At 46.5% G+C, this 12,422-nt stretch carries 12 protein-coding genes and 1 pseudogene; all 13 read right to left on the bottom strand.

Annotated elements, in window-relative coordinates; translation table 11 throughout:
- Positions 1 to 178: 178 nt before the first annotated feature.
- Complete coding sequence (gene pal / locus FTU86_RS13075; RefSeq protein ID WP_005176597.1) at positions 179 to 748, bottom strand: peptidoglycan-associated lipoprotein Pal; 570 nt, start codon at positions 746 to 748, stop codon at positions 179 to 181.
- 35 nt (positions 749 to 783) lie between these two features.
- A complete protein-coding gene (gene tolB, locus FTU86_RS13070) occupies positions 784 to 2,067 on the bottom strand; it encodes a Tol-Pal system beta propeller repeat protein TolB (protein WP_373684807.1) in 1,284 nt (427 codons plus the stop codon).
- Positions 2,068 to 2,266: 199 nt separating this feature from the next.
- Positions 2,267 to 3,451 (bottom strand): cell envelope integrity protein TolA, encoded by a 1,185-nt coding sequence (gene tolA, locus FTU86_RS13065; protein ID WP_180048564.1) that lies wholly within the window; start codon positions 3,449 to 3,451, stop codon positions 2,267 to 2,269.
- Positions 3,452 to 3,454: 3 nt separating this feature from the next.
- Positions 3,455 to 3,907 carry a protein TolR gene (gene tolR / locus FTU86_RS13060; RefSeq protein WP_005176606.1) on the bottom strand — a complete coding sequence of 151 codons (453 nt, stop codon included), beginning with the start codon at positions 3,905 to 3,907 and terminating at the stop codon, positions 3,455 to 3,457.
- Positions 3,907 to 4,605, bottom strand: coding sequence for a protein TolQ (tolQ, locus tag FTU86_RS13055; RefSeq protein ID WP_005176608.1), 699 nt, complete (start codon positions 4,603 to 4,605; stop codon positions 3,907 to 3,909). Before tolQ ends, tolR begins: the two co-directional genes overlap by 1 nt.
- Positions 4,606 to 4,627: 22 nt before the next feature.
- Entirely contained in the window at positions 4,628 to 5,041 is a 414-nt protein-coding gene (gene ybgC / locus FTU86_RS13050; RefSeq protein ID WP_005176609.1) for a tol-pal system-associated acyl-CoA thioesterase, read from the bottom strand.
- Between the two features lie 308 nt (positions 5,042 to 5,349).
- The gene (locus tag FTU86_RS13045) at positions 5,350 to 6,000 is read right to left on the bottom strand and encodes a hypothetical protein (RefSeq protein ID WP_005176610.1); all 651 of its coding nucleotides are present in this window, start codon (positions 5,998 to 6,000) and stop codon (positions 5,350 to 5,352) included.
- An 83-nt stretch (positions 6,001 to 6,083) separates the two neighbouring features.
- Positions 6,084 to 7,085: a Holliday junction branch migration DNA helicase RuvB gene (gene ruvB, locus FTU86_RS13040; RefSeq protein WP_005176611.1), complete on the bottom strand. Its 1,002-nt coding sequence runs from the start codon at positions 7,083 to 7,085 to the stop codon at positions 6,084 to 6,086.
- A 297-nt stretch (positions 7,086 to 7,382) separates the two neighbouring features.
- The gene (ruvA, locus tag FTU86_RS13035; RefSeq protein ID WP_005176612.1) at positions 7,383 to 7,985 is read right to left on the bottom strand and encodes a Holliday junction branch migration protein RuvA; all 603 of its coding nucleotides are present in this window, start codon (positions 7,983 to 7,985) and stop codon (positions 7,383 to 7,385) included.
- 188 nt (positions 7,986 to 8,173) lie between these two features.
- A complete protein-coding gene (locus FTU86_RS13030) occupies positions 8,174 to 9,514 on the bottom strand; it encodes a deoxyguanosinetriphosphate triphosphohydrolase (RefSeq protein ID WP_005176613.1) in 1,341 nt (446 codons plus the stop codon).
- 198 nt (positions 9,515 to 9,712) lie between these two features.
- Complete coding sequence (locus FTU86_RS13760; protein WP_005176614.1) at positions 9,713 to 9,844, bottom strand: putative transporter small subunit; 132 nt, start codon at positions 9,842 to 9,844, stop codon at positions 9,713 to 9,715.
- Positions 9,841 to 11,493: a sodium:solute symporter family protein gene (locus FTU86_RS13025; protein WP_180048566.1), complete on the bottom strand. Its 1,653-nt coding sequence runs from the start codon at positions 11,491 to 11,493 to the stop codon at positions 9,841 to 9,843. Before FTU86_RS13025 ends, FTU86_RS13760 begins: the two co-directional genes overlap by 4 nt.
- A gap of 817 nt (positions 11,494 to 12,310) precedes the next feature.
- A pseudogene (locus FTU86_RS13020) lies at positions 12,311 to 12,422 on the bottom strand (IS982 family transposase); the annotation flags it as partial.

Raw genomic sequence — 12,422 nt, 5'->3', positions numbered from 1 at the left:
GAGTGATGGGAGAGCATGTTCAAGAGTGGATTCTAAATGTTCAGATAAAGACATAAAAAAATGAGCGTATTTACATACACTCATTTTTACTACATTTTACTAAAATTTGCTTAACTGACTGGCATTAGCCCGATGGAGCGCTTTTTTATATTGAGCAACTCTGCTCAATGGTGCAATCTTAACGCAGTAAAGGTGGTACCGCTTCGTAGTTGATTTCAACACGGCGGTTTTCTTTCCAGGCACTTTCATCATGACCTGGGTTAACCGGCATTTCTTTACCATAGCTGACCGGTTCCAATTGACCCGGATTCACGCCTGTGGTGACCAGGAAGCTTTCAACCGCTTTGGCACGACGCTCACCAAGGGCCATGTTGTATTCACGGGTACCACGTTCATCGGTATGACCTGTAAGCGCGACTTTCGAGTTGGCATTGGCCATCAGGAATTGTGCATGTGCCTGTAGGGTTTGTAGGTCTTCATTCGACAGTTCGCTGCTGTCATAGTCAAAGTGCACCACACGTTTTGCCAAGAATGCTTTATTGGCTTCAGTTACACCTTTGGCAGATGCACCGGCCAGGTTTTGTGCATTCAAGGCTGCATCATCACTTAAGCCTTGTGTATTGACCGTGGTTGAAGAGGTCGGTGTTTGTCCTGCTTGAACATCGGTTGCAGGCTTACGGTTGGCACAGCCAGTCATCACCAGCGCTGAGGCCAGTACAGGCAATACAAATAATTTTACTGCGTTCATTTTCATCTCCATGAAACTTGGTTGTTCAGTTGCTCTTATTTTGGTGCCCAAGCCGGTTCACGCACTTCACCTTGTTCACTTGGCAAATTCATACGGAAACGACCATCTAAAGACATAATGGACAGCAGGCCACGCGCACCTTCACGGGTTGCATAGACCACCATCTGTCCATTTGGTGAGAAGCTTGGAGATTCATCCAGGCTGGTTGGGGTGAGAATATTGGTAATGCCGGTATTAATGTCCTGAATCGCAACTTTATAATTGCTGCCACTTGGACGATGAACCAGCGCCAGTTTTTTACCATCGGCACTTAAAGTACCACGCGCATTAAATGCGCCGCGGAAGGTCAGACGTTTGCTGCTGCCCGTGTTCAGGTCATAGCGATAGATTTGCGCTGAGCCGCCACGATCTGAAGTAAAAATAAACGATTTACCATCGGGTGCGTAGCGTGCTTCTGTATCAATGGCGCTGTCATTGGTCATGCGCTTGAGTTGACGCGTGCCCAGATCCATCTCGTAAATTTCCGGATTGCCGTGCATTGAAGCAGTAAACAGCATGCGTGAACCATCTGGAGAGAAGCTTGGTGCGCCATTTAAGCCACGGAAGCTGGCCAGTTTTTCACGTGAACCGGTAGATAAATCCTGAACATAAATCGCAGGGCGTTTGGTTTCAAAGGACACGTAGGCAATTTTCTTGGCATCTGGCGTCCAGGCCGGCGACAAGATTGGATCGCGTGAAGTCAGAATGGTTCTTGGCTGTTCACCATCGGTGTCGGCAATTTGCAGGGTATAGCGCTGCTCCGGAGTGGCCGGATTCCGCAAGACATAGGCAATACGACCACTGAAATCGCCTTTAATACAGGTCAGTGCTTCATAGATGGTGTCACTGATCATATGTGCAGCCTGACGGGTACGTGAAGCCGGTACAGTCAGTAATTCGTTTAATAAATACTGCTGCTTTTGCACATCATACAGCTGATAGTGAATTTCAAAGCCACCATCTGCGGTTGGCTTGCTGGTACCAGTCACCACATAAGGTACACCGGCGGCCTGCCAGGCAGCGGCATTAGGACTATTATTTGCTGCACTTGCCGGCAAGTTTTTTGATGAGCTGGTGAATTTGCCGGAACGGTTCAGGTCATTTTCAATAATCGGGTAAATGCTTTGATCATTACTAAACGGAATGATGGCAATTTTCGGGGCTTCTGCAGGTGCTTTGGCAATTTCTAGATGTAGCTGGGCATGGGTTTGAGAGACCATTATTGGACCCAAAGCGGTAAAAATTGCCAAGCAAAGTAGATGTTTAGGCTTCATTTCCATCATTCGCTATTTACTCAAAACATAATTCTTGTTGATGTGATTGTTCTACATAATGCCATGCTTATTTGAGATTTAAAGCAGAGAATTATGACCAAACTGTTATAACACTGTGAAAAGTGAATAAAATTTTGTCGCTTGTTGTGCAGTGTAACTGAAAAATAACAGGCCATCCCGGCTTTTGACAGGATGGCGAGTCAGCTTATTTGGCAGTAAAGCTGGAGGTAAAACTGCGTGCTTCACGGCGTGCATCCGGGTCCGAAGGCATTGGATAGGGTGCAGCGGCACGTACCGCGGCCTCGACACTGGCTTTCATGTCCGGATCACTGGAGTTCACAATCACCGAGGCTACCGAACCGCTGTCGGTTAGCGTAACCCGTGCCGTGGCAGTTTTGCCAGAAGAGCCGACCGGAATATCCCAGGCCCGACGGATCTTGTTTTCAAAATCGCGTTTGGCTGTAGAGGCAATCCGTTTGGCTTCAGCTTTCTTTTGTGCCGCTTCTTCAGCCGCCTGTTTGGCCGCCGATGCTTTGGCTTCTGCTTCAGCGCGGGCTTTGGCCTCTGCATCGGCTTTTGCTTTCGCCGCTGCATCCGCTTTAGCTTTTTCAGCTGCTTCGGCTTTGCGTTTGGCCTCCGCTTCAGCCTTGGCTTTGGCTGCTGCTTCTGCTTTGGCTTTATTCGCAGCATCGGCTTTACGTTTGGCTTCGGCATCGGCTTTACGTTTCGCCTCTGCATCTGCCTTCGCCTTGGCTGCCGCATCAGCCTTGGCCTTATCTGCCGCTTCGGCTTTACGTTTGGCTTCCGCTTCCGCCTTACGACGTGCATCAAGTTTGGCTTTTTCTGCTGCTTCTGCCTTACGCAGGGCTTCAGCTTCGCTGCGGCGTTTGGCTTCTGCCTCGGCTTTGGCCTGTGCAGTGGCCTTGGCTTTTTCAGCGGCTTGGGCTTTACGTTCAGCTTCAGCCTTGGCGCGCTGGGCCTGTTGTGCCTGTAATTTTTCTGCTTCCGCTTGTGCACGTGCTTCCAGGCGTTTTTGCTGTTCGGCCTGTTGCTGTGCTGCGGTATTGCTGGCCTGAGCTTTGGCTGGTTCTGGTTGCGGCAGAGGTGGCGGTGCGACCGGAATTACCGGGGCATCTTCAACCGGAGTCGCGGTTTGCTGAATCTCGGCTTCCACATTTTCATGTGCAGTTTCAGCAAACTCGGTTTCTTCACGGGTAACAGGGGGTAAATCTTCCGGTTTAATCAGCACGGTCCGAATCTGTTTGGGTGGCTCCGGTGGCTGGCTCATGCCCAGATAAAGTAAACCCACCACGGCAATGACATGCACGCCGAGCGTGAAGCCAATGGCCAGTGCTTTTTGCTGAAACGGTGGTTTTTGCAATCTTTTCATCATTTACTTTAATGGCTCAGTCAGTAAGCCAACTTGAGTTAAACCGGCGTCCTGAAGGCTGCTCATCAGGGCCATGACTTCGCCATACGCACGAGATTTTTCACCTTCAATGACCACATGCAGTTCTTTATTTTCTGCTTGCGCCTGTTGCTGTGCTTCACTTAATACGGCAGTCAGTTCACTGAGTGTTAGCGGCTGACTGGAGTTTTGGGCTTTGTATTTCAGAAAATACTGGCCGTCTTTGTCCAGACTGACCACAGCTGGCGCATCTTTGGATTCAATCGGATTGCCATTGGCCTGCGGCAAATCGACATTGATGCCGCTGGTAATCATTGGGGCAGTGACCATAAAAATGACCAGCAGCACCAACATCACGTCGATGTAAGGCACCACGTTCATATCACTTTTTAAGGGCTTTTTAATACGCTCGAAGCGTCCGGAACGTTGAATGGCCATTAGTCATGTTCCCGTGCTGAACCCAAAGACTGACGTTGTAATAAGGCCACCATCTCTTCAGCAAACAAGGCACGGTCTGAATAGAGGCTTTCACCTTTGGCGGTGTAATGGTTAAAGGCCAGTACAGCTGGAATTGCGGCAAATAAACCAATTGCGGTGGCAATCAGCGCTTCGGCAATCCCCGGTGCAACGGTAGCCAGTGTTACCTGATCGACATCGGCCAGGCCAATAAAGGCATTCATAATGCCCCACACGGTTCCAAATAAACCAATATACGGTGCCACAGAGCCAATGCTGGCCAGCGCGCCTAAGCCTTGTTCCAGTTGGCCTTGGTCACGGCTTAAACCGACACGTAAAATACGTTCGGTACCTTCTAGACTTTGTGCAGTCGGGGCATGACGTTTTTTCAATTTGAGAAATTCACCCAGACCCTGATAGAAAATATCTTCCAGGCCGGTGCGTTTGGAATTGAGTTGGGCGTTGTTATATAGCGTATTTAATTCAGCACCAGACCAGAAGATTTTCTGGAAATGATCATCATCAGCCTGGGCTTTTTTATAACTGAGATGTAACTTGGCGATCAGATACCAACTATACAAGGAGGCCAGTAACAGCACCAACATGACCAGTTGTACCACAGGGCTTGCCTGCAAAATAAGATCAGAGACTTGTAGAGATGATTCTAATTGTGTTGCCATAGTTACGTAGTGCCATAAGTTTTTAGTCTTGGTCCTGTCCTAGCTCTTTTAGAATCAGGCCACGAATTTCATCCGGAAGGCGACGTGGACGCATTTCAGAACTTAAACATGCCAATTCCACCTCACCAGAAGCAAGCATGATTTCACCACGATAAATATTTTGTTGCAATACAAATGACGTTGCTTTACACGAAACAACACTTGCTGTAACAGTAATCAGATCATCCATTAAGATTGGACGCATATATTTGACATTAATTTTATGCACGACAAAGTTATAGTCGTTTTGATGCCAATAATGATCGACGCCGGAAGCACGCAGCCATTCGGTCCGGGTGCGCTCCATGAAACGAATATGATTGGCATGGTATACAATCCCGCCTGCATCGGTGTCTTCCATATAGATACGAATTTGAAATTCAAATTTATTCGCCATGATACTGTTCCATTACAATTTTCAGTTTTGGTCTGGAAGGGCCGTACAGAACTGGATTGAAGTTGTCTGAGGTTCTGTCAAATGCCCGACTGGGTTGGCTTTGCAGTTTAGCATAATGACTTTTTGCTCCTATGGCACAAGGTGTCAAATCCAGTGGCAAAGGTATAAAGAATGTAGAGCCGAGATTGGATATTTATCGTTCGGTACAGGTTGAATTAGGTGAATTGACACGTGATTTATGCCTTTTTTTGCCATGCCGCCTGTGCTTGGTCATTGGCAATTTTGATAGCACTGTTGCCAGTGCGGTTTTAGGCACTGTCCGGATGATCGAGGTACAGCCGTTCCACCGCATAATCACGTAGATGCAAGGCAAAATAGCTGCTGATCACGAAAGTTCGCTCAAACTGCTGCGGCTGTTTATTGGCAAAATATTGTCGTAGCTGGAGTAAGCCATACCAGATCATACTAAGAAAGAATGCCGCCACAGATAAGACAATTCCTACAGCGTCTTGCAGCAGATAACTACCAATTCCGCCCAGCACGGCCAGTAACGTCAGAATCAGGGCAAGCTTCTGTTTCGGTTTTACTGAAGTGGATGGTTGGGTATAGGTTTCAATAAAGGGTTTAAGTTCTTCGGAAAAATACAGGCTAATCCAGTGGATGGCGCATAGCTGATCAAAATGGATGGCGTCGATAGACCAGTGCCCATGCCGATGCAGGTCGATCTGTTCAATGCCAGCTTGATCTGCATCAATGATTTTGCCGCGTTCATTTTTAAAATCGAAGCTCAGCCAGTGACTGAGATCGCCTTGCAAAAGCTGGTTCAGATAGTTCAGTTCAGATTCACTGAAAAACTGGAATGGTTTGCCATAAGGTAGGGGGCGGATTGGCTGCAATTGCTCTATCAGCTCATCAAAATGCTGCTGAAGGTGTTGAATTAGTTGTTGTTCGGTCATCATTATTGTTGTTCGAGTATGTATTCAAGTTGTTATTTATCAAAGACCTTCATTACCTCACAGGCAATGAAGGTCCGGGATGGTTGTTATTTGGGTTCCGGTGGGGTCATGCCAAACTGTAAATAAGCCATATTGGTGGCAATCCGGCCACGTGCGGTACGCATCACATAACCTTGCTGAATCAGATAAGGCTCAATCACATCTTCCAAGGTGCCTGAATCTTCCGCCATGGCTGCGGCCAGTGCTTCAACCCCGGCAGGTCCGCCATCAAAACGTTCCAGTAACATTGACAGATAGCGACGGTCTAAGGTGTCTAGGCCATCTTTATCGACATTGAGCATATCCAGAGCGCGCTGGGCCATTGCATGGGTGACTTCGCCGGTGCCTTTGACCTGGGCATAGTCACGTACCCGGCGCAACAAGCGGTTGGCAATACGCGGTGTGCCGCGGGAACGGCGGGCAATTTCTGCCGCGCCTTCTTCGGTCATCGGGACATCCATTAAACTGGCAGAACGTTTTACGATATGGGTCAGATCTTCCACCGAGTAGAATTCTAAACGCTGCACAATCCCGAATCGGTCACGCAGCGGCGAAGTGAGCAGACCGGCCCGCGTGGTGGCGGCGACCAGAGTAAATGCCGGCAAGTCCAGTTTGATCGAACGCGCTGCCGGGCCTTCACCAATCATGATGTCCAGCTGGTAATCTTCCATCGCCGGATAGAGGATTTCTTCAATCACTGGTGACAGACGATGAATTTCATCAATAAACAGTACATCGCCTTCTTCAAGGTTGGTCAGCATGGCTGCCAAGTCACCGGCACGTTCAAGCACAGGCCCCGAAGTCGATTTCAGGTTGCCGCCCATTTCACGGGCAATGATATTGGCTAGGGTGGTTTTACCTAAGCCCGGTGGGCCGAAAATCAGGGTATGATCGAGGGCTTCGCCGCGGCCGCGCGCTGCACCAATAAAGATTTCCATTTGTTCACGCACCACCGGTTGACCGATGTAGTCATCGAGGGAGGTGGGGCGGATGGCGCGATCAATTTGATCTTCGGGTTTTTCAGAACCACTGATAAGACGGTCTTGCATATATTATGTAAACTTCAGGTAAATACAGTTTAATGGGGCAGACGTCAAAAGCGCTTTTTGACGGATGTTCCAAGAAAATTAAATTTCGGGAATAACCTGCGGTTGGCCTTACCTTGCGAAATATATTTCTCATTCGGCAAAAGTAAGCAAAACCATCGTCATTCGCAAAACTCGTCAAAAGATGATTCGTTTCGACTATATCGCAGAAAGATTTTTGTGCAAATACTTCCTGCCCCAAACAGTTGCGAATGACATTTTCGCGTATCTCATGCTGGCCTTGAGGCAAGATAGAGTTTTCTATTTGTTCATCGACTTTAATGCTGCCCGGATAATGTCGCTGGCTTCGGTGAAGTCGCCTTTGGCAGCATTCACCAGTTTTTGTGCTTCCTGTGGTTTGTAACCCAGTGACTGTAACGCAGCTTCGGCTTCGGCCACGGCAGAGTTCCCCATAAACTGGATTTGTGCGCTGCTGGTGTTGCTTGGTGTATTGCCGGCAGCCATCGCTTTAAAGCGGTCGCGCAGTTCAATCATCAGTCGTTCAGCGGTTTTTTTGCCGACACCCGGTACTTTGACCAGGGTGTTAATATCTTCATGTTCAACCGTGTGAATCAGCATGTCGACGCTTAAAGTCGACAGAATGCCGAGTGCCATTTTTGGACCAACACCGTTGACCTTGAGCAGGGTGCGGAAAATGGTTTTTTCCTGCGCATCAAGAAAACCATATAGCAGTTGAGCATCTTCACGGACTGCTAAATGGGTCCATAAGGTGACTTTCTGGCCTTTTTGTAATTGGCAAAATGTAGACAGCGGTGTATCGACTTCATAGCCCACACCATTGACATTTAATAAGACCGTAGGGGCTTCGAGGGCAAACACCTCACCAATCAGACATCCAATCATTCAGTTTATTCACTTCTATTCGGTTAAATTTTTCAGTTCCGAGCCTGTCGTCTGCATCTTGAAGTCATCCACTTTTCTGTGATGCTCTGCGATATACAGCCGATGGGCCGGGGTGTTGCACAAGCAATGTCAGCACGCGCAAAAGTATAAAGCAGTTTTGGAGGTTCTCCCAAAACGGCAGGCTGTACTTAAAAGAATCCGGCTTTATTGCCTTGTAATTCCTGCGCCAGGTTATACGCCTGATGATCCGAGAATTTTGAGATAATATCCAGCACCTGCATGATATTGTCATAGTGATCTGGACCAAAATGGGCACCGGAACGCTGCAAAATCGCCATCAGCCGCTGCTCTTTAAAGCTTAAGGTTTTATGCGGTGTGGTCAGCGGAATAAAGGCATCCAGAATACTTTGCAGGCTCTGATGGGCAATAATTTCCAGACCGGCTTTTTGCGGATGTTCAAAAATTTTATCACGCGCCAGTTCTTTGGCCCGGTTAATGCCAATTTCAATATCGGCCGAGCAATATTGCAGTAAGGTCCCTTTCAGCTGGCCCGAAAGAATTTGGTCATGCTGCTTGGCAAAGGCACTGGTGACTTCATCGACCAGACGTTTCATCACCCGGCCACGTAGCGCGGCAATTTTCTGCTGCCAGGTGGTGCTGTCCAAAGACAGTTCTTCCGGCATGCCATAATCGCCAATCAGGTTCAGGAAAATCGGCTCGACTTCATCATAGCTGAGCATGTTCAGGATAATGCCATCTTCCAGATCAATCAGCGCATAGCAGATGTCATCTGCGGCTTCGAGTAAATAGGTCAGCGGATGGCGGCAATAACGATAAGGTCCGATTTCAATCAGGCCGAGCTGTTCGGCAATCTGTTTCAGAATGTCTTTTTCTGCCTGATAGCAACCGAATTTGGCGCGCTGACTGGCCGGACGATTGCCCTGCGAGGCCATGGTTTTCGACAGCCACGGATATTTTAAATAGGCACCCAAGGTGGCATAGGTCAGACGCATACCGCCATCATGCGGATGATAGTCAATTTTGGTCAGCAGGCGCAGGCCTTGGGCATTGCCTTCAAACTGGCGTACATCGGCTTCCTGTTCCGGACTTAGGTCCTTTAAAAAGTCGGTATGCGAGGCATCATCAAACCATTCACGAATGGCATATTCACCGGCATGACCAAAAGGCGGATTGCCAATATCATGCGCCAGACAGGCAGCCTGAATAATCGCGCCGACATCGGCCGGGGTAATCCACGGAGGCAGTTGATCCTTGATTTTTTCTGCTGCCAGCATCCCCAGTGAACGGCCAATACAGGACACTTCCAGCGAATGGGTCAGGCGGGTATGAATACCATCATGTTGGGTAAGCGGATGGACCTGGGTTTTGCGGTTCAGCTGCCGGAAACTCTGCGAGAAAATAATACGGTCATAATCTTTATGAAACGGGCTACGCGCCTGTTCAGTACTTTGCTTTTTACTACCAATCCGAACTGTCGAAAGCAGTTCTAACCAACGCATCTGTGTCATTTATCATTATTCAATTATTTACTGCTTTGCATCATGCCAAAAAACCAAGCCCAGTACTAGAGTGAGGCGACATGAATTGTCATGGGAATGAAAAGCAGAAAAAATCTTGCTCCTCAATATAGACAAGTGATTCAAACAATATGAAACGGCCATAAAAAAACAGGCCAAATGAGCCTGCTTTTTCATGAAGAGTTAAAATTACACCAGCCCTTCACCAGTTTCCTTGGCTTGTTGTGCATCTTTATAGACATTCAAGCAAATTGTGAACAAGACCAGGCTTGCGATCAACGGCCAAAAAAGTACATATAGGGTCAATAATTGACTAGTCATCTGAAATCTCCTTTTTTACTTTTCTCAGATAGCTGGTGAAATTCAATCACCATCTTGTTGATTTGTTTAAAATCAAATCGTTCTTTACTGTAGACCAAGGTCAGAACAGTACAGACCAGAGCACTACTGCCATAAGCAGTCAGTGAACTTAATAAGGTGCCGTATTCACGCAAGAAGCCGATGGTCCATGGCATGAAGGCAATACTGGCCAAGATACCCACCACCAAACCGACTTTTTTGCCGAAGAAACCAAAGGTCATCAGACCCAGCACCACACCAATACCCAGGGTTGCAAGTAGCTCAAAGGCAAGCGCAATCAAGCCCTGAATTGGAATCCATTCAAAACGGACAATCAGGAAGCTGACGAAGGCGAGCCCGACCGACCAGTTAAAGGCACGAGAATTCACTTTGTCCCAATACAGGCTGACAATTACCGGAAATACAATAGACCCCCAAAGTGCACCCACAAAAATCAGCATTGATAAAATGTCAAATTTTAAAGTGGCGATAATGATCCCAAGCATGGTGGCGACAATCATGGTTATACGACCAATAAACAGCATTTTCTTGGGATTAGGTTGGTTTTTGGCAATCTGTTTTCCATAAATGTCAGTCATCACAATCGCAGATAACGCAGACAGATCCGAGTCAGCCGTTGAAGACAGCGCACCGATCACCATGATAAATAACAGGGCCACCATAAATGGAGAGAGATACGTCGCTGCCATTTGTGGAATCAGGTTATTCAAGTTGCCATCAATCGGTTGAATTCCGGCAAACAAGGCCAGTAAGCCGAGCATCCCCAACCCGATCACAATCGCGGCATAACCAATCGTCGCCGTAATAAAACTGGGTTTAATCAAGTCTTCCCGTACCGCAAATAAACGCTGGGCAATGGTCTGGTTACCGATGGCATACGCCAGGACTGCGACGAAGAAAGGCGCACCTTGTTCTAGAAATGCAGTTTTAGAGAAGAAATCGAGCTGTTCAGGCTGCAGGTTGTGAATACCCGTTTGAAACAGGGACGGTCCGCCCAAAGTGAAGAACAGCGTTGGGATAATGATCACCGCCGCCACGATCATCGCCACCAGCTGGCCAAAATCGGTAAATACAGAGGAACGGAAGCCAGACCAGAGGGTATAAGACAGCACACCAATCCCGGTGATCAAGACGCCATGTACAAAGCTTAGGGGAGATAAAATTTCGACCAAGGCACCTGCTGCAGTAAAATTCACCATCAAACTGATGACACTTCCCACAATATTGGAACCTGCCAAAATCATCTGGCTCTGGTTGCCATGGCGGGCATGCATAATTTCTGCCAGCGTATGTGCATTGGGTGCCAACTCACGAAAGCGCTTACCAAAAGGATAAATAAACAAAATCATCAGCGCGCCCCAGAGGCCGTAGTGCAAGGCACCGGAAACGCCGTATTTATAACCTGAAGAGGCAGCTGCATAGAATGACGCTGCCCAAATCCAGGTTGCGGTCATGCTGGCCGCAGACATACCAAAGCCAATAGAACCATTCGAGACCATATAGCCATCGACATTTTCATTTTTTTGTTTAATACGTAACGACAGTAGAAAGGTAATGCCGTAAAAAAGCACCATCAATAGTACAGTGGTTGTACTAGTGAATTGAAACATAATTACTCCTTAAGCGAGGCACCTTTATTTTAAAAAAACAAATCTTTTGGTGACGGACTAAGGCTCTAAAACAGGCAGAGCATAAAGCTGCAGAAAATGAGAAATCTGGTGTTTAAATATCTAGCCGATATTTGATCCACAGCATAAAAAGATGTACGTAGGTGAGTCCAAAAATGGACCTTGCCTCAGCAATTGAGCTAGAGCTTAACATAAAACCATCAAATTCACTGATGAAGTCAGTGGGAAATAAGGTTTTTTGCTGATATAGGGGTGATTTTTAGATAAAAAACTATGATTTTGCAGGGTCAAATATATGAATATTTTTTTAGGGATTACAGTAATTTATAGATTGGATTAAAACTTGTTGAAGTTTGCGTTAATTTAAAATGTTAAAAAAAGTAACAAAAATTAAAAATTCATATTTTTTCGATTTTTACTTGTTGGTCAAAGCTTATATTTTAAACCAATTCTTGTAGAATGAATTGGATGAAATTTATTTTAAATGTTATTTCTTCATATTATTGACAAGTTTTTTTTATGAAAGGTAAGTAATCATTTATCAAATAGATGCAATGATAATTTTAGGGTGGATATTTATATAGGGCTTTTTCCTTGAGAATATCTATATATTATCTACTAGATTATCCCTGATATTAGGAAGTGAAATACATAATGGAAAAAACTCTTGTGAAATATTCGTGGTATGAGATTATAAGGGTTGGATTTGCATATTTTCATTCTTTCTTTTAGGTGAATAAATCAAGTTAAACTCAAGAGAATACAGGACGAAAAATAATAGAAATAACCCGGATCCTGCTTAAGCCGATGATTCCTTAATTTGAATTGTTGGCTTATTTTGATGGGTTAATTGATATGCACATAGTGAGGCGTAAATTCCACTCAGAAATCCATGAAGACTACGTGCTTTA

Source organism: Acinetobacter sp. YH12155 (assembly GCF_013418255.1).
Classification (GTDB): domain Bacteria; phylum Pseudomonadota; class Gammaproteobacteria; order Pseudomonadales; family Moraxellaceae; genus Acinetobacter; species Acinetobacter indicus.
This window is presented reverse-complemented; position numbering and strand designations above follow the sequence as displayed.